The following is a 21,576-nucleotide window of genomic DNA, read 5'->3' as shown; positions in this document are numbered from 1 at the left end:
CAAAACCTTGAGCTCTCGCCTCCCCTATTTGGGAGGCATGAGCTCACTCAACAGCAGCGAGTCTTAGGCCTGGTTGCCAAAGACCTCGATGGTGTCGCCCTCGGCCAGCGTAACGATGGCCTTCTTCCAAGAACGGGTCTTGCCGGCGACATAGCGCACGCGCTTGGTCTTGGGCTTGACCGTCAGGGTGTTCACGCGAACGACCTTGACGCCGAAGATCTCCTCGACAGCGTCCTTGATCTGATACTTGTTAGCATCCTTGGCGACCTCGAACGTGTACTTGTTCTGCTCCATGCCGGAGAAGGAACGCTCGGACACGATCGGACGGATGATGATCTCGTGGGCGGTCATTTATGCAAGCACCTCCCCGAAGTGAGCGGCGATGTCGGCGGGCATCAGCACAGCGTTGTTGTTGACGAGATCATAGGTGTTGGCCTCGTCGGCAGTGATGATGAACGTCTTGGGAATGTTGCGGAACGACAGGTAGGCGTTGACGTCCTCATCGCGAACGATGATGGTCAGACGCTTGCCCTCAAGGCCAAGAGCCTTGAGCATGGCAACGGCAGCCTTGGTGGAAGGCTTCTCGAAGCCGTAGTCGTCGACGAGCACGAGCTCGCCATCGGCCAGCTTGGCGGACAGCGCAGAGCGCATAGCCAGCTTGACCTCCTTGTTGTTCATACGCTTAGCGTAGGAACGGGGCTTGGGGGCGAAGACAACGCCACCGTGACGCCACTGGGCAGCACGGATGGAACCCTGGCGGGCACGACCGGTGCCCTTCTGACGCCAAGGCTTCTTACCGCCACCGGAAACCTCAGAGCGGCCCTTAGCGGACTGGGTGCCCTGACGCCAAGAGGCCATCTGGCACTTGACGATGTGGTGCATAACGTGGATGTTCGGCTCGATGCCGTACACCTCAGCGGCGAGCTCGGCCTCGGCGACCTTCTTGCCCTCGCTGTTCTTTACTTCAAACTTTGCCATTTAAGTGTTCTCCTTGGTATGACGCTGGGCTAAATGGGCTGGGCCCTTAGGCCATACGGATGGCGACGAGACCATTCTTGGCACCCGGGACAGCGCCCTTGACCAAGATGAGGTTCTGCTCGGCATCGATGCGGACAACGGAAAGGTTCTTGACGGTAACGCGCTCGTTACCCATGTGGCCGGCCATCTTGACGCCCTTGAGGACGCGCGCAGGATAGGCGCACTGACCGATAGAACCGGGGTGACGCTGGAAGTGAGAACCATGCGTCATAGGACCGCGGCGCTGACCCCAGCGCTTGATGCGACCCTGGAAGCCCTTACCCTTGGAGGTACCGATGACGTCGACCTTCTCGACATCAGCGAAATCAGCGACGGTGACGACCTCGCCGACCTTGTGCTCCTCGCCGTTCTCGACGCGGACCTCACGAAGGAAGCGGACAGGCTCGACGCCGGCCTTGGCGAAGTGACCAGCCATGGGCTTGTTCACGTTCTTGGCCTTGATGTCGCCGAAACCGATCTGGACGGCGTCATAGCCGTCGGTTGCCTGAGTTTTAACCTGCGAGACAGCGCAGGGGCCAGCCTGGATGACCGTGACGGGAACGACGTTGTCATTCTCGTCCCAAACCTGGGTCATGCCAATCTTGCGGCCGAGAATCATGCTGATCAAGATATGATCCCAACTCTCGCGTGGTCTTGGGACAATGCGTACACCACCGAGCGTACGCCCCTAGAGGACCACTACTTACACGACGTGCTCCCCAGCCTTGTATTGCGTCCGGACTACCTGACAACCCTATTAAGCAGGCATTTTGTCCAGCCAGAATACTCCCCTGGTTTCACACAGCTGTTTAGTATACACGGCTGCGGGCGTATCCATCGAGATTCATATTTCACTCACATTGTTTACGCAGGTAAAGTGCGTGGCACGTTCCCAGTGTGCGGCGGAGGGGGCGGGCCTGAGACTTATTAAGGTTGCTGCTCTACAGTCCTGCTCACGACGGAGAGCACATTAAGTGCTCTCCTGTTCGTGCGGAACTCGCGACAACCTTAATAAGTCTCAGGCCCGCCCCCTCCGCCGCACACTGGGAACGCCACGTTGATGTCTGCTTAACTCTGCTCGCTCAGCTAATGACTTTGTTGGGGATCCACAATTTGCTGCAAGGTGAACTTGCATTGGGGCGTATCGTCCTCTTCTCGCGCATCGTCGAAATCGACGATCATAATGGCGCAGTTGGGGAGTTTTGCTGGGAGCTCGAAACCCTCTGGGGCTGCAGCCTTGATGAATTGGCGGCTGGCGCTGCCGTGGCTTACTGCTAGGAGGGTTTCGATGCCCTCGGCGCCCATGAGATTGGTGAGGGTGTCTACCATGCGTTCTTGCAGCGCTTTGCTTCCTTCTCCTCCAAAGGGGACCAAATCCTCGCCCGGATCCCAAACGTCGGTAGGCAATGCGTCGTGCGGGCCTTCCTCGAAGGTCCCATAGCCGCGCTCGATGATGCCTTCGCAGGGCTCGACAGTAGCATCCGGACCGAGGATCTCGCATGCGACGAGACTTGCCGTGTCCATGGCTCGGCCTAAAGGCGATGAGACCACTTTGTCGGGGACGACGCCGTGGGCTTTGAGCCATTCGGCTGCCGCTTGGGCCTGTTGACGGCCCAAATCGGTAAGCGGTGAATCACAGCGACCCTGGACGAGCTTTTTTACGTTGAATTCCGTCTGGCCGTGGCGGAGCAGATACAGCCTCTTCATATTCTCCCCTTCTGTATAACGTGCTTTGCCGGCGCAGACCTACTCGTGGGTATGCCCTACGTAGTCATCGTCGATCGTAATCTTGGCAATCGACTTGGGATATTCCGATTCGACCCTCTGGGCCAACGCGTGCTTGAGCTCATCGGACCCCATGCCCAAATCCGAGGGACGCACGCAGTCAAAGATCACGTTGGTGTGCGTAGGACCCGGCACACAGCGCAGGTCATGAATCGAAAGGCGGCTATCGATCTGTTGGGCCATGGCGTGAATGCGCAAGCGCATGCTCGCCACCTTGGGATCATCGGTCACGATGGGATCGTAGTGAAGCGTGACAATCATGTCGTCTTCGTCCCTAAATGCCTGTTCAATGTTATCGAGCGTGTCATGACTTTCCAGCGGGCTGGCCTCGGCCGCCATCTCGGCGTGAGCGCTTGCGAACTTCCTGCCCGGGCCGTAGTCGTGAACCATTAGGTCATGAACGCCCAAAACGCCAGGGTAGCTCATGATCTTGCCGCGAATATGTTCGACCAGCTTGGGATCGGGCGCCTGACCCAAAAGCGGGCTCACCGTATCCTGGATGAGCTCAAAACCGCTCCAGCCAATATAGGCGCCAACGGCAAGGCCGACCCAAGCATCAAGATTGATATGCGTCACCTGCGAAACAATTGCGCACGCTAACACGGCGCCTGTGGCAAGGACATCGTTCTTGGAATCCTGCGCGGTCGCATGCAGCGTCTCAGACTCAATACGGTCACCGAGCTTTTGGTTGAGAGCCGCCATCCACAGTTTAACAGCCATCGAAAGCGCCAAGACTGCCACCAGGGCAAGCGAGAACTCGACGGGTTCGGGGTGGACGATGCGCTCAAACGAGGACTTCACAAGTTCGAGACCGATGAACAGCACGAGCGCCGCCACGACCAGACCCGAGAGATACTCGTAGCGGCCATGGCCGTAAGGGTGCTCGGGGTCTGCCGGCTTGCCCGCCAGCTTAAAGCCAAGCACGCTCACGATGTTTGAGCTGGCATCGGACAGGTTGTTCATGGCGTCCGCCACAATCGAAACCGATCCCGACAGCACGCCAATTGCACCCTTCGCAGCGCATAGTGCCACATTGGCGAGAATACACACCACGCCCGTCAACGTGCCCACGCGCGCACGGTCGCCCTGCGCACGACGAACGATCCACTCGACCATCTATATCTGCCCCCAACAGTTTTACTCATACACCCGTTTGTCGAATAGCTCAGTAGTGTAGACCCTTTACCCCATCGATACAAAAAAGGCCGCAACCCTTAGGGCTGCGGCCTTACAAATCGCACTATCGAGCAAAAAGCTTAGAGCTTGATGTCGATGTCGACGCCAGCGGGGAGGTCGAGACGCATGAGCGAATCAACGGTGCCCGAGGTGGGGTCGAGGATGTCGATGAGGCGCTTGTGGGTGCGCATCTCGAACTGCTCGCGGGAGTCCTTGTCCTTGTGCGGCGAGCGGATAACCGTGTACAGGTTGCGCTCGGTGGGCAGGGGGACAGGACCGGAAACGCGAGCGCCGGTCTTCTGAGCGGTCTCGACGATGAGCTTCGCGGACTGATCGACGACCTCGTGATCATAGCCCTTGAGGCGAATGCGGATCTTCTGGGTAGCCAACTTAAACCTCCAAAGAGTGCGAGAGATGTTCTCGCGGATTACGTAACAGGGAGCTCGAACTTAGGCGTTCTTGCTCATGACCTCGTCCACGATGGACTTGGGCGCAGGCTCATAAGAGTCGAACTGCATCGTGTAGGATGCACGGCCCTGGGTCTGGGAGCGAAGGTCGGTAGCGTAACCGAACATCTCGCCCAGCGGCACCTTGGCACGGATGAGCTTGGTGTTCTTGCGATCCTCCATGCCCTCGATCTTGCCGCGGCGACCGGAGAGGTTGCCCATAACGTCGCCCATGTACTGCTCGGGGGTCTCGACCTCGACAGCCATGATCGGCTCGAGCAGCTGCGGATCGGACTTCTTGAGGGCGTCCTTGATAGCCATGGAACCGGCGATCTTGAAGGCGGCCTCGGAGGAGTCGACCTCGTGGTAAGAACCGTCGAACAGGGTGACCTTAACGTCGAGGACCGGGAAGCCGGCGATAACACCGGTGTTCAGGGCCTCCTGGATGCCCTTGTCGATGGACGGGATGTACTCCTTGGGCACGACGCCGCCGACGATAGCGTTGACGAACTCGTAGCCGAAGCCCTCCTCCATCTTCTCGAGCTTGATGACGGCGTGGCCGTACTGACCGCGACCGCCGGACTGACGGACGAACTTGCCCTCAGCCCTCTCGACGTCGTGACCAGCGGTCTCGCGGTAGGCAACCTGGGGCTTACCGACGTTAGCGTCAACCTTGAACTCACGGAGCAGACGGTCAACGATGATCTCGAGGTGCAGCTCGCCCATGCCGGCGATGATGGTCTGGCCGGTCTCGTGGTTGGTGGACACCGTGAAGGTCGGATCCTCCTCGGCGAGCTTGGTCAGAGCCAGGGACATCTTGTCCTGCTCGGCCTTGGTCTTGGGCTCGATGGCAACGTCGATAACGGGCTTAGCGAACTCGATCTTCTCGAGGACGATCTCCTTGCCCTCGGCGCACAGGGTGTCACCGGTGGTGGAGTTCTTGAAGCCGACGCAGGCGACGATGTCACCGGCGCAAGCGTCGTCACGGTCGATACGCTCGGCGGCGTTCATCTCGAGGATGCGGCCGAGGCGCTCGCGCTGACCGTTGGAGGCGTTGACCACGTAGGAGCCGGACTCGGCGCGACCGGAATAAACGCGGACGTAGGTGAGCTTACCGACGAACGGGTCGGTCATGATCTTGAAGACTAGGCCGGAGAAGGGCTCGTCGAAGGAGGGATGACGCACGATCTCCTCGCCGGTTTCCGGATCGGTACCGGTGACGGCCTCAACGTCGAGGGGGCTGGGCAGGTAGTCGACGACAGCGTCGAGCAGCTCCTGAACGCCCTTGTTCTTGTAGGCGGAGCCCACAAAGACGAGGTTGAGCTCGTTGGCCAGAACGCCCTTGCGCAGAGCAGCCTTGAGCTCCTCGACGGTGAAGTCCTCCTCCATGAGGATCTTCTCCATGAGCTCGTCGTCAAAGCTGGCAGCGGCGTCGAGGAGCTCCTCGCGCTTGGTGGCAGCGATGTCGGCGAACTCAGCCGGGATCTCATCCATCGGCTCGGGGTAGGTCATGCCCTTCTCGTCGGCCTTGAAGTCCCATGCAGTCATGGTGACCAGGTCGATGACGCCCCAGAAGTTGTCCTCGGCGCCCATCGGGACCTGAGCGGCCACGGCGTTAGCGTCGAGACGATCCTTCATGGTCTCGATAGCGTTGAAGAAGTCAGCGCCCACGCGGTCATACTTGTTGATGAAGGCGATGCGGGGAACGTTGAAGGTAGAAGCCTGACGCCAAACGGTCTCAGACTGGGGCTGGACGCCGGCAACGGCGTCGAAGACGGCGACAGCGCCATCGAGGACGCGCAGGCAGCGCTCGACCTCGGCGGTGAAGTCAACGTGGCCCGGGGTGTCGATGATCTGGATGCGGTAGTCCTTACCGTCCTTGTTCCAGAAGCACGTGGTAGCAGCGGAGGTAATGGTTACGCCGCGCTCCTGCTCCTGAACCATCCAGTCCATGGTGGCAGCGCCCTCATGGACCTCACCGATCTTGTGGGTCTTACCGGTGTAGTAAAGAATACGCTCGGTCGTGGTGGTCTTACCGGCATCGATGTGGGCCATGATGCCGATGTTACGGGTATCGGAAAGCTTGTGCTTAGCCTTAGCCATGTTAGTTCCTTACCTTAACTTACCAACGATAGTGAGAGAACGCGCGGTTGGCCTCGGCCATCTTGAAGACGTCCTCACGCTTCTTGACGGAAGCGCCCAGGCCGTTGGAAGCGTCCAGAATCTCGTTTGCGAGACGCTCAGCCATGGTCTTCTCCTTGCGAGCGCGGGAGAAGTTGACGATCCAGCGGATGCCCAGAGCAGTGGAACGACGGGAGTTGACCTCCATCGGGACCTGATAGGTAGCGCCACCGACACGCTTGGGCTTAACCTCGAGCGTGGGCTTGACGTTGTCCATAGCCTTCTTGAAGGTAGCGAGAGCGTCGCCACCCTCGGACTTCTCGGCAACGATCTCGAAAGCGGTGTAAACGATGCGCTCAGCGGTGGCCTTCTTGCCGTCAAGAAGGACCTTGTTGATGAGCTGAGTCACCAGGCGGTTGTTGTAAACGGCGTCAGGCTGAACCTCACGACGATTAGCTGCTGCACGACGCGGCATGTGAAATCTCCTTAAGTGTCTACCGTGCGGCGCTTAGGCGGCACACGGCGAAAGTATCAAAACGTTATCTGGCTTATTTGGCCTTGGGGCGCTTAGCACCGTACTTGGAACGGGCCTGCATACGGTTCTGGACCGGAGCAGCATCGTAGGCGCCACGGATGACGTGATAACGGACACCAGGGAGGTCACGAACACGACCGCCGCGGACGAGCACGATGGAGTGCTCCTGCAGGTTGTGGCCCTCACCCGGAATGTAAGCAGTAACTTCGATGCCGTTGACGAGGCGAACACGGGCAACCTTACGAAGAGCCGAGTTCGGCTTCTTGGGGCTCGTGGTGAAGACGCGGGTGCACACGCCGCGCTTCTGGGAGTTGTGCTGCAGAGCAGCGTTCTTGGACTTCTTGGGCGCGGAACGACGGCCCTGGCGAACCAGCTGGTTAATAGTAGGCAAAGCGTACTCCTTCTCGAATGATTCCAGCTTTCTGTAAAGTGCAACGGCTTGAATCGAGGGGTCAGCATCCCCCTACGAAACACGCAGTTCGATAGGATACGTGCCGTTAGCTGTGTCGTCAACAGACCACGCCGCCGGGCGTATCCTAAAATAGCCACATTTCCGCAAAGCCTACACAAAAGGAATCCCCTCCTGTGCGCGAGGGCGGATTTCCGGGACGGGCGGCCCAGGGGTTAAGTTTGCTGCTCTACAGTCCTGACTCGCACGGAGGCCACATTAAGTGGCCTCCGGCTCGTGCGGAACTCGCGACAAACTTAACCCCGGGGGCCGCCCGGACCGGGAATCCTACGTGCTCGTCAGGGCAACGTTCCTCGACAAAAAAGACCCGCTCCCCTGTTGGGGAGCGGGTCTTTGGAAGGGCGGTTAACGTACTAGGAAATTACTCCCCGTCGTTGTCCTTGGCCTCTTCGGCATCGTCGGTGTCCACGAGCTGGTTGAGCAGCTCGTCGAGGGAAGCCATGTCCTCGTTGATGGCACCGTTGGCGGAAGCCTTCTTGTCGTCGATCGGGGCGCCCAGGAGCTCCTCGTCGGCATCGGCGTGATGCGTCGGAGCGGAGGTGCCCAGCAGGATGTCGTCCGGACCGTCGGGGCTAAAGACCATCTGCAGCAGCTGCGAAAGGTCTTCCTCGTCGGCAACGTCGTCGTTGTTCTCGAGGATGTAGAGCAGGTCGTGGGCCTCGAGGCCGTCACGGAGCTCCTCGATCGCCTTGGCACCGATGCCATCGATGCGCAGCAGATCCTCCTCGGACTTGCCAACCAGGTCGCCGACCGTCTCGATGCCGACCTCGCTGAACTTGTTGGTCCAGCGCTGCGACACACCCAGGTCGTCGAACAGGTACAGGCGAGCCTTCTCGGCGGAGATGGTGTGGCCGTTGCGGGTGAACGAACCGTCAGCACCGCCAAACTCGTCGTAGCCGGCCCAGTCGAGCTGCTGTGGGAGCCGCTCGTCCAGGTCCTTGAGCTCCACGGGAGCCCACTCGGGCAGCGACTTGGCGTTGGGCGAAGCCGGACCATCGATGTCCACGTAGCCGTCGGCCGTGCGATACGTCAGCTTGGCGTTAGCGTACGGCTTGAGGCCGGTACCAGCCGGGATCTTCTTACCGACGATGACGTTGGACTTAAGGTCGAGCAGGTGGTCGACCTTGCCCTCAATAGCGGCCTCGGTAAGGACGCCGGCGGTGCGGATGAACGAAGCGCTCGACAGCCAGGAGTCGATGTTGGACGCAACCTTGAGCGTACCCAAGATGACGGGCTCAGCCACGGGAGCCTGACCGCCCAGACGGGCAACGCGCTCGACCTCGTCGGCGAACTCGTAGCGGTCGACGTACTGACCAAGCAGGTACTTGGAGTCGCCGGGGTTGGTGATCTGAACGCGACGCAGCATCTGACGTGCGAGCACCTCGATGTGCTTGTCGTTCAGGTCGACGCCCTGGCTGGTGTAGACGTCCTTGACGCTCTCGACGAAGGTGTGCATCGTCGACTCGATGTCGGTCAGCTTGCGCAGGTTGCGGAAGTTGACGAAGCCCTTGGTGATCTGGTCGCCGGCGCGAACCTCGCAGCCGTCCTCGATCTCGGGCATAAAGCGCACCGAAGCGGGGACGCGACGCTCGTCGAGGACACGGGTGTGATCCTCGGAGTCGGTGAGCGTCAGCACGTACTCGGACTTCTCGGGCTTAATCGAGAGGTGGCCGGAGTACGGAGCCAGCTCGGCCTCGCGACCCAGGATCTTCTCGTTGACGTTGCCGACGATATCGAACATACGGCTGACCGTAGGCAGACCCTGCGTAATATCGTCGACGCCAGCGACGCCGCCGGAGTGAATGGTACGCATCGTAAGCTGCGTACCGGGCTCGCCGATGGACTGGGCGGCAATAATACCGACTGCGGTACCGATGGCGACCGGACGACGGGTGGAAAGATCCCAGCCGTAGCACTTCTGGCACACGCCGTACTTGGAGCGGCAGGTGAGCAGCGCGCGAAGCTTGACCTTCTTAAGGCCCGCATCGACCATCTTCTGGATGTCGGCGACCTTCTCGATATAGCCGTCCTGCTCAAAGAGCACGGTGCCATCGGGAGCCACGACGTCCTCAATAAAGCAACGGCCGACAAGATCGGTGTTGAGGTCGGTGGTGCCGGGGATGATGAGGTTGTAGGTGACGCCCTCGTGCGTACCGCAGTCCTCCTCGCGGACGATGACGTCCTGGGCCACGTCGACCAGACGACGGGTCAGGTAGCCAGAGTCCGAGGTGTGGGATGCGGTATCGACCAGGCCCTTACGGGCGCCGTAGGTCGAAATGAAGTACTCGAGCGGCAGCAGGCCCTCGCGGAAGTTCGCCTTAATGGGAAGGTCGATCGTCTCGCCGGACATATCTGCCATCAGGCCACGCATGCCGCCGAGCTGACGCAGCTGGGTCTTAGAACCACGGGCGCCGGAGTCGGCCATCATGTACAGCGGGTTCTCCTCGTCGAACATGTCGAGCATGAGCGCTGCGACCTTATCGGTACAAGCGGTCCACTCGTTAACGACTTCGATGTGGCGCTCCGTCTCGTTGATGAAGCCCTCCTCGAAGTACTCGTTGATCTGGTCGACGTTGGCCTGGGCGCGGTCGAGCAGCTCCTGCTTCTCGGCAGGGATGAGAGCGTCCCACACCGAGATGGTGAGGCCGGCGCGGGTAGCGTAGTGGAAGCCGGAGTACTTGATAGAGTCGAGGATCGGGCCGACCTTGGCCTCGGGGTAACGATCGCAGCAGTCGGCAACCAGCTTGGCCACATCGCCCTTGACCATCTTGTAGTTCATGAACTCGTAGTCTTCGGGCAGGCACTGGCGGTTGAAGATGATGCGGCCGATAGACGTCTCGAAGCGTGCGGTCTTGTTACCGGTGACATCGTAGTCGACGAACTCGTTCTTGCCGTTCTTGACGCGGAAGATACGGGTGCCGTCCTCGTTGATGACGTTGGCGTTCTCGGCGGACACGCGGACCTGAATCTTGGCCTGCATGTCGACCTCGGAGCGGCAGTCATAGGCGTGCAGCGCGTCGTCGAAGCTCGAGAACACGTGGTTCTCGCCCGGCAGACCGTCGCGGACCTGGGTCAGGTAGTACACACCAATGATCATGTCCTGCGAGGGGATGTTGACCGGCTTGCCGGATGCCGGCGAGCGCAGGTTGTTCGCAGAGAGCATGAGCACGCGGGCCTCGGCCTGAGCCTGGCTGGACAGCGGCACGTGGACAGACATCTGGTCGCCGTCGAAGTCGGCGTTGAAGGGCGCGCAGACCAGCGGGTGCAGGTGGATAGCCTTACCCTCGACCAGCACCGGCTCAAAGGCCTGGATGGACAGACGGTGCAGGGTCGGTGCACGGTTGAGCAGCACGACACGGCCGTCGATGACCTCTTCGAGGATGTCCCACACAAAGGTGGCACCGCGGTCGATAGCGCGCTTGGCACCCTTGATGTTCTCGACCTTGCCAAGCTCGACCAGGCGCTTCATGACGAAGGGCTTGAAGAGCTCCAGCGCCATGGTCTTGGGCAGACCGCACTGGTGCAGCAGCAGCTTGGGGTCGGTAACGATAACCGAACGGCCAGAGTAGTCGACACGCTTGCCCAGCAGGTTCTGGCGGAAACGGCCCTGCTTGCCCTTGAGGGCCTCGGCGAGCGACTTGAGCGGGCGACCACCACGGCCAGAGACCGGGCGCCCACGGCGGCCGTTGTCGAACAGGGCGTCCACGGACTCCTGGAGCATGCGCTTCTCGTTGTTCACGATGATTGCAGGGGCGTCCAGGTCGAGCAGGCGCTTGAGTCGGTTGTTACGGTTGATCACGCGACGATACAGGTCGTTGAGGTCGGACGCGGCGAAGCGGCCGCCGTCGAGCTGGACCATCGGGCGCAGATCGGGCGGAATGACCGGGATGACATCCAGAATCATGTTCGCGGGGCTGTTGCCGCCCTTCAGGAAGGCGTCAACGACCTCGAGGCGCTTGACGGCCTTCTCGCGCTTCTGCTTCTGAGAGTCCTCGTCGGCGATGATGGCCTTGAGCTTCTCGGCCTCGGAGGGGAGGTCGATGGCAGCGAGCAGGTCGCGGACGGCCTCGGCACCCATGCCACCCTTGAAGTACATGGAGTAGTAACGGGTCATCTCGCGGAACAGCGGCTCATCGGAGATGAGGTCGCGCTCGGTGAGCTTCATGAAGGCGTTGAAGGCGTCCGTGCGGAGCTGCTTCTCGTCCTTGCACTCTTCCTCGATGTCGACGATGCCGGAGGCGATCTCCTCGGGGGTCAGCGGCTCCTCGTCGGAGAACTCGTCAAAGTTCTCGGGGTTGCCCTGCTCCTTGAGGGACTCGATCTGGCGGGCGCACTCGGCATCGATCTCTTCCAGATCGGCGGCGAGCTCCTCGCGCAGGTCGTCAGCGTCGGCCTCGCGAGCCTCGTAGTCGACCTCGGTGATGATGTAGCTGGCAAAGTACAGAACCTTCTCGAGGTCCTTGGACTTGATGTCGAGCATACGGCTCATCGGGAAGCTCGTGGGGCTCTTGAAGTACCAGATGTGGGACACGGGAGCGGCGAGCTCGATATGGCCCATGCGGTCGCGACGCACCTTGGCCGAGGTGACCTCGACGCCGCAGCGCTCGCAGACGATGCCCTTAAAGCGGATGCCCTTGTACTTGCCGCAGGAGCACTCCCAGTCCTTGGCGGGACCGAAGATCTTCTCGCAGAACAGGCCGTCCTTCTCGGGCTTGAGGGTACGGTAATTGATGGTCTCCGGCTTCTTGACCTCACCGTGCGACCAGGAACGGATCTGGTCGGCGGAGGCAAGGGAGATCTTTACCGAGTCAAATTCAGTAGCTTCGAAATCTGCCACAGTCAACTACTCCTTATCAGTGGTCGTGGCGGCGACAGCCTCGGGTGCCTCGGCGGTCTCGGCGTCCTGGGCCTCGACGTCGGCGTCAACGCCGGCGAGCGCAGCCAGGTCATCGAGGGCAGAGGTCTCCTCGGCGGTCACGGGGGCGGAGGCGTCCTCGTCGGCATCGTGCATGGGCTCGATGTCCAGTGCGAGGGAACGGATCTCCTTGACGAGAACCTTGAAGGACTCGGGGATACCCGGAACCGGGACGTTCTCGCCCTTGACGATGGACTCGTAGGTCTTGACGCGGCCCACGGTATCGTCGGACTTGACGGTCAGGATCTCCTGCAGGACGTTGGAAGCACCGTATGCGTACAGTGCCCAAACTTCCATCTCGCCGAAGCGCTGGCCGCCGAACTGGGCCTTGCCGCCCAGCGGCTGCTGGGTAACCAGGCTGTAAGGGCCAGTCGAACGGGCGTGGATCTTGTCGTCGACCATGTGACCGAGCTTGAGGATGTAGGACGTGCCCACGGTAATGGGCTCGCGGAACTCCTCGCCGGTGCGGCCGTCAAACAGGCGGGTCTTTCCGCGCTCGTCAAGCTGGGTGACAAACTCGGGGCGCATGTGATCGCCAAAGGCAGCGGTGGCCTTGTTGAGCATATTCTTGTTGGCACGACGGATGACCTCGGCGATCTCGTCCTCCTTGGCGCCGTCGAAGACGGGCGTCGCGGTAAAGAACGGACCGGGGACGTACTTGTCGGAATCGGCATCCTCGGTATCCCAACCGCAGGCAGCAGCCCAGCCAAGGTGGCACTCGAGCAGCTGGCCGACGTTCATACGCGAAGGAACGCCCAGCGGGTTGAGGATAACGTCGATCGGGGTACCGTCAGCCATGTAGGGCATGTCCTCGACCGGCAGAACGTTACAGATAACACCCTTGTTGCCGTGGCGGCCGGCAATCTTATCGCCCTGCTGGATCTTACGACGCTGGGCGACGTAGACGCGCACCTGCTCGTTGACGCCGGGGGCCAGGTCGTCGCCGTTCTCGCGGCTAAAGCGGACGACGTCGATGACGCGGCCGTAAGCGCCGTGAGGCATCTTAAGGGAAGTGTCGCGAACGTCATGAGCCTTGGCACCGAAGATGGCGCGCAGCAGGCGCTCCTCGGCAGTCAGAGCGCTCTCGCCCTTAGGGGTAACCTTGCCGACCAGGATGTCGCCAGGGCCGACCTCAGCGCCGATGCGGATGATGCCGTCCTCGTCGAGGTTGGCAAGCATGTCCTCGGAGAGGTTCGGGATCTCGCGAGTGATCTCCTCGGGGCCGAGCTTGGTATCGCGGGCGTCGATCTCGTGACGGGTGATGTTGATGGTCGTCAGCAGGTCCTCGGCCACCAGGCGCTCGGACACGACGATACCGTCCTCGTAGTTGAAGCCTTCCCACGGCATGTAGGCCACGGTGAGGTTCTGGCCCAGTGCGAGCTCGCCGTGATCGGTCGAAGGACCGTCGGCCAGAGGCTCACCCTGCTCAACGGTGTCGCCGACGCGCACGAGCGGGCGGTGGTTGATGCAGGTGGACTGGTTGGAGCGCTGGTACTTGGCCAGGTGATACTCGTCCATGCCGCCGGCATGCTTGACGATAATCTTGGAGGCGTCGGCAAAGATGACCTCGCCGGCGTTCTTGGCCAGGGTGACCTCGCCAGAGTCCAGGGCGGCGCGACGCTCCATGCCGGTACCGACATAGGGAGCGGCGGGGTGAACCAGCGGCACGGCCTGACGCTGCATGTTGGCGCCCATGAGCGTACGCTTAGCGTCGTCGTGCTCGAGGAACGGGATCAGCGTGGCTGCGACGGAGAGCATCTGGCGCGGCGAGACGTCCATGTAGTCGACGTCCTCGACGGGCACGTCGGCGGGAGCGCCGAAGGAGCCGTCGAAGTCGCGGGTACGGGCGATCACGGAATGCGGACGGACGATCTTGCCCTCGGCATCGGTCGTGATGAACTCGTTGGTCTTGGGATCGAGCGGCGTGTTGGCCGGCGCGATAACGTGCTTCTCTTCCTCGTCAGCGGTCATCCAGTCGATCTGGTCGGTGGCAACGCCGTTCTCGACGCGGCGGAACGGGGCCTCGATGAAGCCATACTCGTTGACGCGGGCGTAGAGGGCAAGCGAGCCGATCAGGCCGATGTTGGGGCCTTCGGGGGTCTCGATCGGGCACATGCGGCTGTAGTGCGAGTTGTGAACGTCGCGGACGGCCGTCGGCACGTTGGTGCGGCGGCTGGAGCCCGACTTGTGCCCGGCAAGACCGCCAGGGCCGAGTGCGGACAGACGGCGCTTGTGGGTCAGACCGGTCAGAGGGTTCGCCTGGTCCATGAACTGCGAGAGCTGCGAGGAACCGAAGAACTCCTTGATGGAGGCCACGATCGGGCGGATGTTGATGAGCGACTGCGGGGTAATCTCGTCGATGTCCTGGGAGCTCATGCGCTCACGGACGACGCGCTCCATACGGCTCATGCCGATACGGAACTGGTTGGCGACGAGCTCGCCGACGGTGCGGATACGGCGGTTGCCAAAGTGGTCGATGTCGTCAACCTTGAAGCCCTGCTCGCCGGCAGCGAGGGACAGGAGGTAGCGCAGCGTAGCGACGATATCCTCGTCGGTGAGCACCGTGACCTCTTCCTCGGTGGTGAGGTTGAGCTTCTTGTTGACCTTGTAGCGACCGACGCGGGCCAGGTCGTAGCGCTGCGGGTTGAAGAGCAGGCCCTCGAGCAGGCTGCGGGAAGCATCCACGGTGGGAGGCTCGCCCGGGCGCAGGCGACGGTAGATCTCGATAAGAGCATCCTCGCGGGTAAGGGCGGTATCGCGCTCGAGGGTGCGCTTGATCACATCGGAGTTGCCGAGCAGCTCGATGATGTCGTCGTTGGTGACGGCGATGCCAAGGGCGCGCAGGAACATCGTGGCGCTCTGCTTGCGCTTACGGTCGATGGAGACCATGAGCTGGTCGCGCTTATCGACCTCAAACTCAAGCCAAGCACCGCGGGACGGGATGATCTGAGCCTTGTAGATCTGCTTGCCCGAATCCATCTCGGAGCTGAAGTACACGCCCGGGGAACGGACGAGCTGCGAGACGACGATACGCTCGGTACCGTTGATGATGAAGGTGCCCTGATCGGTCATCATGGGGAAGTCGCCCATAAAGACGAGCTGCTCCTTGATCTCGCCAGTCTCCTTGTTGGTGAGACGGACGTCGGTCAGAAGCGGAGCCTGATAGGTCATATCCTTCTCGCGGCACTCCTCGACGGTATGCGCGGGGTCGCCAAACTGATGCTCGCCGAAGGTAACCTCGAGAACATGGTTCTGGCTCTGGATGGGGCTGGATTCCTTAAACGCCTCACGAAGGCCCTCGTCCTTAAAACGCTCAAAGGATTCCCTTTGAACAGAGATAAGGTTGGGGAGCTCCATGGCCTCCGGGATTTTCCCGAAGCTGACGCGCTTGCGCTCAGTGGCAGTGTATGCGTAGGTCACCAGGTTTTTCCTCCTTCACGGAAATGCTCGGTGGGTTGGCGAGGCATAGCTTCGCCAGTTATCGCAACCTAATAGTTTATCAGGTACCGACCGTTGGGCAAGAAAAGCCTTGACGCGATTGAGTTTTTGGAGTAGCAAAGTTTTTCGACAGAAAATACGCAGGTAGATGTGCTTATATCGAACATATGTTCATATATTTTCTGTGAACAGAGTTACTGATGCGCGTTGCTGAATGGCGGAATGGCGGCGAAGGCTGATCGGGCGGAGACTGCGTCCCGTTTTGAGGCCTCAAACTGGGTCGTAGTTTCCGATTGAGCCCTGTTTGGGAAACTGTATCCCGTCCTGAGTCGATATTCTGGGATGCGCTTTCCGCTAGGGTCCTCAGCCGGAAAGCGCATCCCATAATTCAGTCAAATTGTGGGACGCACTTTCCGGAGCCAAGCCGCGGCGCGCATAAAAACGGGTGCAGACCGAAGTCCGCACCCGTACATGTCGATGCCCGAAGGCTTACTTGCGCATCAAGCCGCCGCGCTCGTCGATGGCATCCCAGAAGGCATCGGCAAAGCGAGGATCGCTTGCGGCCATAAGGGCGTTGGTGGCCATCCAGCCAGAAGGCGTGCCGGTGTCGTAGCCCGACAGAGGGTCAATGACGACGGCGTACATGGCCTCGCGGTCGAGCGAACGGGCCATGGCGTCGGTCAGCTGGATCTCGCCGCCCTTGCCGGCCTGCTGGTCGGCAAGCAGCTCCATGACCAGCGGGCTCAGCAGATAGCGTCCGACGATGTAAAGGTTAGAAGGCGCAGCCTCGGGAGCGGGCTTCTCCACCAAGCCGCCGATACGCCACACGGCGCCAGGCTCGGCATCGCCAACGCCCTCGGCGCCCTCGAGGGAGCCCACGCGCTCGCCGGCGATAACGCCATAGCGGCTGACCTCCTCGGGAGCACACGCGGCAACAGCGATAACCGAAGCGCCGCCATGCTCCTTGGAGACGGCAAGCATCTTGTCGCAAATGTCATGGTTGGGCACAACATAGTCGCCCAGAAGAACCAGGAAGTTCTCCCCCGCCACAGCATCGGCCGCCGAGCGAATGGCATGGCCGAGGCCCTTGGGCTCGTACTGATAACGGAAGTCGACCGGCATGCCGCCTGCGTGGGCAACGGCATCGGCATATGCATCTTTGCCGCGCTCGCGCAGCAGGTTCTCGAGCGAACGATCGGGCTGGAAGTAGTTCAACAGCTCGGGCTTGCCAGGAGAGGTGACGATGATAGCATCATCGACCTCCTCGGGAGCGAGCGCCTCCTCAACGACATACTGGATAACCGGCTTGTCGAGAACCGGCAGCATCTCTTTGGGCGTGCACTTAGTGCCAGGCAGAAAACGCGTGCCTAGACCGGCGGCGGGGATGATTGCCTTCATATTATTCAAGGATCCTTTCGCAGGCGCAAAGCGCCCCAAGCGTGCGACACGGCGGCCGCAGACCAAATTGCGATACGGAATTATCTTACCGCCGGAGACATACGTCGCCGTAAGGCAAACGCAATTCTTCAGCAGGTCAACGCAAATTATTGCTCGAATGGTGCAATTTTATACCCCAGCGGTAACGGGATTGGCACGGCAAAGACAGCGGTGTTCTGCGTGCCGAGCAATGGGAATGAGGGGGCAAAACAAAAAAGACGGGGCTCGCAATGCGAACCCCGTCTGCAAAGAAATCTGGCGAGAAAGCCTGATTACTTGAGGGTGACAGCAGCGCCAGCAGCCTCGAGCTTCTCCTTGGCAGCCTCGGCGTCCTCCTTCTTGGCACCCTCGAGAACAGCCTTGGGAGCGCTCTCGACGACCTCCTTGGCCTCCTTCAGGCCAAGGTTGGTGAGCTCACGGACGGCCTTGATGACCTGGATCTTGTTGTCGCCGAAGCCCTCGAGCACGACGTCAAACTCGGTCTTCTCCTCGGCCTCAGCAGCGCCAGCAGCGGGAGCGGCGACAACAGCGGCAGGAGCAGCGGCGGAAACGCCGAAGGTGTCCTCGATAGCCTTAACGAGCTCGGAAGCCTCGAGAAGGGTCATTTCCTTAAGAGCATCGATGATCTCATCGGTGGTAAGCTTAGCCATTTCTAAGTCCTTTCGGTTTCCGTGTCTGTGCACGGAGATCAGTTAAAACACGGCGCGAATGCGCCAAGGGTGCGGCGTTGCCGCCGCGGGTGAAAACAGCGACTAGGCTGCCTTCTGCTCGGAGACCTGCTGGATCGAACGAGCGAGACCAGAGGAAACGCCGTTGACGCAGACAGCGATGTCGCGAGCGAAACCGGAGATGAGACCGGCGATCTGGCCGAGAAGCTGGTCCTTGGTGGGCAGCTCGGCGATAGCCTTAACATCATCAGCGGAAACGGCCTTGCCGTCGGAGATACCGCCCTTGATCTCAAGGACGCCCTTGGACTTAGCGGAGAAGTCCTTAAGGGTCTTAGCGGCCTCGACCGGCTCGGTCTCGTAGAACACATAAGCGACGGGGCCGGCGAGGATCTCGTCGAGCTCGGGCTGCTCCTGGTTCTTGAGAGCGATCTTGACCAGGTTGTTCTTGTAGACCTTCATCTCGGCGCCGCACTCGCGAAGCTGATGACGCAGCTCCTGAGCCTGCTTAACCGTCAGACCGTTGTAGTTGACGACGAACAGACCGGCATTCTCGGCGATACGGGACTCGATCTCTGCAACCTTGTCGATTTTGTACTGCTGGGGCATGAATTACACCTCCTCGAATTCTTTCCGGGCACGGTCCGCCACAAGGACGTGACGGGGGCATGTCCAAAAAGAAAGCCCCCGCGCTGCATGAGCGACGGGGGCGAGAAGACATATCTACTCGACCACCTCGGCTGGCGGGATATCCCATTGAGCTCGCGGGCAATGCCCGTTTGCACCGGCTGTCTCTGGCAGCGGATTCGTGCGTGAACCGAAAGTATTATGGCGGGGACCCCGGCGTCGGTCAACGGGCGCGAGGATTCGTACACAAACCCTGCATACGCTCCGGTCCGAGGGGGCCGGGTTGAGATTTTCGCTCGGTCAAGTCCTGGCTCGCACGAAGGCCACATTAAGTGGCCTTCGGCTCGTGCGGAATCTACGAAAATCTCAACCCGGCCCCCTCGGACCGGAGCTGCGGTAACTTTGCTGCGAATCCTCGTGCCCGTTGAGCGACGCGCCCCACTCACAATCCTTATGTCGGTGGGCTGATGTGTTGCATCCCTGAGGGCTACAAAGTCGAAATGAAGGTGGACAGGCGGCGGAGGCCTTCGTCCAGATCTTGGTCGGAGACGCAGTAGCTTAAGCGGATGTGGCCTTCGGTGCCGAAGCAGTCTCCGGGGACTAGGGCTACGTTGGCTTCTTTGATGGCTTTGATGCAGAAGTCTTCGCTTGTTAGGCCGAATTGTTTGATGCTGGGGAAAGCGTAGAAGGCGCCGGCTGGTTCCACTACGTCGAGGCCCATGGCGTCTAAGGCTGCGAGCACGCGTTCGCGGCGGGCTCGGTAGACTTTGAGCATGGGGGTTGGGTCGACGGTCAGGGCTCGGGCTGCGGCGTCCATCTCAAAGGAGACGGCGCTCGATACTAAGTATTGGTGGGCCTTTGCGATCTCGGCGATGACGGGGGCTGCAGCTGCGAGCCAGCCCAAGCGCCAGCCGGTCATAGCCCATGGCTTGGAGAAGCTCTCGATGACCACCGTCTGCTCGCGTAGCTCCGGGTGGCGCTGGGCAAAGCGCTCATAGCCATCCACATAGACCAGGCGGTTATATACGTCGTCGCAGATTACGTAGATGCCCGCTTGCTCTGCCACGTGTGCCACGGCGTCGAGCGATGCCGCGTCGAGGATACAGCCCGTAGGATTGTTGGGCGTGCAGATGACGATGGCCTTAGTCGCCGGCGTCACGCAGGCGCGAAGCGCGTCCTCGTCAATCTGAAATTGCGTGGGCTCCGTATCCAAAAAGACCGCTTTGGCGTGATTGGCCACGACGATGCTCTCGTACAGGCCAAAGGCCGGCGTGGGGATAATAACCTCGTCGCCGGGGTTGAGCATGGCCATAAATGTTGCCGACAGGGCCTCGGTCGCGCCGTCGGTTAGGATGATCTCATCGGCCGAAAACGTAAGGCCCGCGTCTCCCATGTAGGTAGACAGCGCCTCGCGCAGGGCGGGACGGCCGTTGTTGGGCGGATAGTGCGTGTCACCGCGGTCGAGCGATGCAGTCACCTTGGCGCTAATCACATCGGGCGTGGGAAAATCGGGCTCGCCAAGCGCGAGCGCAATGCACCCCGGGTGCTGGGCGGCGAGCGCGTTGATCCGGCGAATGCCGGAGGGCTTGAGCGTGGCAAGCGAGGTATTCATGGGTAGACGCATGGCGTTCCTTTCGTAAGGGTTGCACTAGGATAGCGCGCCCGCGCGCCACCAGACGGTGTAACCTAAACGGAAACCAACCGGAAAGGAGGCGGCATGGAGACGACTGCACGCAGCGATGTACCAAAAACGCTGCAAACCATTGCGTATGCCAGTATTCCCGAGAGCGCCGATCTTGAGTTTTTACTCTGGGACCTGCAGGATGCCATCGCCGCCTATGCTCAGCTTTCCGGCACCGCGCTCCCCCGTTCGGTCGATTTGGAGGCGGATGATGCCGGTGTAGTCGATGGCATGGTGTTCGCTGTTGATGATGCATTTGATGATGAGGCGATAATCGCTGTCGAGCAGATACTCGATCGCTTCGGGGATACAGAGACACGCGTCTATGTCGTCGTCCAGGCCCTGTCAAAAAACAACAAGCAGGCGGACGAAGTCCTCGACCACCTGTACCGGGCATGTATTCTACGCGACCTGCCATGGTGCGGTGGCGTTGTCATCTGCGCCGGCAGCGGTATTGCGGCGCTTCGCCACTCCCCGCGTATGGGCCTCTTACGCCGGCCATTTTCCGAAGCGATGGATAAGCTTGTAGGCGCCGTGCGCATGGGCTGCTCCATAGAGCATGCGCAGCTGCTTGGCGGCGGCGATGCCGATAGTGTCGATGTCGACGGCATGGTGCGCGTCAAGCCCGCCGTGCCCGCACCAATCTGGCATGCCATCATCAAACGCCTCGGCACCCATGCTCAATCAAGGATCTAGATTACCGTGCGGTCCAGTCAACTGCCTCGCGCCAGCGCTCGACAAGCCGCTCCAGGCGCCAGGCCGCGTTAGCGGGACTAGTTGACGGCAACACGACAGCGGACAGACCCGTCCGCTCCTGTAGATAGCGCTTATAGAGGCGCCCCGCCGTACCTCCGTTGCATACCACCCGCTCGATGGGCGCAGCTCCAGTGATGCGTTCGATATATGCCGGCACAACGTTTTTGATGCTCGCGTCGCTCGACCCCTTAATGTCGCAGCTCTCGACCACATCCCACAGGGCCACACCACCGTTCAACAGCATGGATCGCTTGGCGGCAATAGAGGCGTCGAGCGTCGCGGGCTCGCCGCCCACCAAAGGGTCGCCCTCGTTGGGTGGTACAGGCACACCAAGGCACGCGGCCATCACGCGCCAAAAGCGATTCTGAGGGTTGCCGTAATAAAAGGCATTGGCGCGCGAAAGCACCGAGGGAAACGACCCGAGCACCAAAACGCGCGAGTGCTGGTCAAACACGGGCTCAAACCCATGCTCAATATGTTGATAGCCCTCGTCTGACGCCGCCATGAC

Annotated in this window: 17 protein-coding genes; 1 reads left to right on the top strand and 16 read right to left on the bottom strand. The window is 60.7% G+C overall.

The annotated features are described in order from the left end of the window. Positions 1 to 63: 63 nt before the first annotated feature. From rplW to ACTNA2_RS05890, 15 genes are all read right to left on the bottom strand, one after another. Entirely contained in the window at positions 64 to 351 is a 288-nt protein-coding gene (gene rplW / locus ACTNA2_RS05960) for a 50S ribosomal protein L23 (protein ID WP_006235033.1), read from the bottom strand. Further along, positions 352 to 978 (bottom strand): 50S ribosomal protein L4, encoded by a 627-nt coding sequence (gene rplD / locus ACTNA2_RS05955; RefSeq protein WP_006235032.1) that lies wholly within the window; start codon positions 976 to 978, stop codon positions 352 to 354. A gap of 46 nt (positions 979 to 1,024) precedes the next feature. Continuing rightward, positions 1,025 to 1,645 (bottom strand): 50S ribosomal protein L3, encoded by a 621-nt coding sequence (gene rplC, locus ACTNA2_RS05950; RefSeq protein WP_089572481.1) that lies wholly within the window; start codon positions 1,643 to 1,645, stop codon positions 1,025 to 1,027. A 458-nt stretch (positions 1,646 to 2,103) separates the two neighbouring features. Continuing rightward, positions 2,104 to 2,724, bottom strand: coding sequence for a histidine phosphatase family protein (locus tag ACTNA2_RS05945; RefSeq protein ID WP_441048873.1), 621 nt, complete (start codon positions 2,722 to 2,724; stop codon positions 2,104 to 2,106). A gap of 39 nt (positions 2,725 to 2,763) precedes the next feature. Further along, on the bottom strand, positions 2,764 to 3,918 hold the full coding sequence (locus ACTNA2_RS05940; RefSeq protein WP_441048872.1) for a cation diffusion facilitator family transporter: 1,155 nt from the start codon (positions 3,916 to 3,918) through the stop codon (positions 2,764 to 2,766). Positions 3,919 to 4,058: 140 nt separating this feature from the next. Next, positions 4,059 to 4,367 (bottom strand): 30S ribosomal protein S10, encoded by a 309-nt coding sequence (gene rpsJ, locus ACTNA2_RS05935; protein WP_427717612.1) that lies wholly within the window; start codon positions 4,365 to 4,367, stop codon positions 4,059 to 4,061. A gap of 60 nt (positions 4,368 to 4,427) precedes the next feature. Next, complete coding sequence (fusA, locus tag ACTNA2_RS05930) at positions 4,428 to 6,527, bottom strand: elongation factor G (RefSeq protein WP_154514697.1); 2,100 nt, start codon at positions 6,525 to 6,527, stop codon at positions 4,428 to 4,430. Positions 6,528 to 6,546: 19 nt separating this feature from the next. Further along, positions 6,547 to 7,020, bottom strand: coding sequence for a 30S ribosomal protein S7 (gene rpsG, locus ACTNA2_RS05925; RefSeq protein ID WP_006235013.1), 474 nt, complete (start codon positions 7,018 to 7,020; stop codon positions 6,547 to 6,549). A gap of 73 nt (positions 7,021 to 7,093) precedes the next feature. Beyond that, the gene (gene rpsL / locus ACTNA2_RS05920) at positions 7,094 to 7,471 is read right to left on the bottom strand and encodes a 30S ribosomal protein S12 (RefSeq protein ID WP_154514699.1); all 378 of its coding nucleotides are present in this window, start codon (positions 7,469 to 7,471) and stop codon (positions 7,094 to 7,096) included. Positions 7,472 to 7,910: 439 nt separating this feature from the next. Next, positions 7,911 to 12,386 carry a DNA-directed RNA polymerase subunit beta' gene (locus ACTNA2_RS05915; RefSeq protein ID WP_370450532.1) on the bottom strand — a complete coding sequence of 1,492 codons (4,476 nt, stop codon included), beginning with the start codon at positions 12,384 to 12,386 and terminating at the stop codon, positions 7,911 to 7,913. 6 nt (positions 12,387 to 12,392) lie between these two features. After that, positions 12,393 to 15,821: a DNA-directed RNA polymerase subunit beta gene (rpoB, locus tag ACTNA2_RS05910; protein WP_427796029.1), complete on the bottom strand. Its 3,429-nt coding sequence runs from the start codon at positions 15,819 to 15,821 to the stop codon at positions 12,393 to 12,395. A 570-nt stretch (positions 15,822 to 16,391) separates the two neighbouring features. After that, complete coding sequence (locus tag ACTNA2_RS05905) at positions 16,392 to 17,300, bottom strand: UTP--glucose-1-phosphate uridylyltransferase (RefSeq protein WP_154514705.1); 909 nt, start codon at positions 17,298 to 17,300, stop codon at positions 16,392 to 16,394. Between the two features lie 311 nt (positions 17,301 to 17,611). Next, entirely contained in the window at positions 17,612 to 17,989 is a 378-nt protein-coding gene (rplL, locus tag ACTNA2_RS05900) for a 50S ribosomal protein L7/L12 (RefSeq protein ID WP_154514707.1), read from the bottom strand. Positions 17,990 to 18,091: 102 nt separating this feature from the next. Next, positions 18,092 to 18,613: a 50S ribosomal protein L10 gene (gene rplJ / locus ACTNA2_RS05895; RefSeq protein WP_117646079.1), complete on the bottom strand. Its 522-nt coding sequence runs from the start codon at positions 18,611 to 18,613 to the stop codon at positions 18,092 to 18,094. A gap of 505 nt (positions 18,614 to 19,118) precedes the next feature. Next, entirely contained in the window at positions 19,119 to 20,255 is a 1,137-nt protein-coding gene (locus tag ACTNA2_RS05890; RefSeq protein ID WP_441048871.1) for a pyridoxal phosphate-dependent aminotransferase, read from the bottom strand. Between the two features lie 93 nt (positions 20,256 to 20,348). On the opposite strand from ACTNA2_RS05890, the gene ACTNA2_RS05885 reads away from it, so the two are divergent. Next, positions 20,349 to 21,008: a hypothetical protein gene (locus tag ACTNA2_RS05885; protein ID WP_441048870.1), complete on the top strand. Its 660-nt coding sequence runs from the start codon at positions 20,349 to 20,351 to the stop codon at positions 21,006 to 21,008. Between the two features lies 1 nt (position 21,009). Here the strand turns inward: ACTNA2_RS05885 and ACTNA2_RS05880 are convergent, their stop codons facing one another. After that, the gene (locus ACTNA2_RS05880) at positions 21,010 to 21,573 is read right to left on the bottom strand and encodes a uracil-DNA glycosylase family protein (RefSeq protein WP_427718419.1); all 564 of its coding nucleotides are present in this window, start codon (positions 21,571 to 21,573) and stop codon (positions 21,010 to 21,012) included. Positions 21,574 to 21,576: the final 3 nt, after the last annotated feature.

Origin of the sequence: Collinsella sp. HCP28S3_E9, from assembly GCF_052065455.1 — a bacterium.
In the GTDB taxonomy this organism is placed as follows: Bacteria; Actinomycetota; Coriobacteriia; order Coriobacteriales; family Coriobacteriaceae; genus Collinsella.
This window is presented reverse-complemented; position numbering and strand designations above follow the sequence as displayed.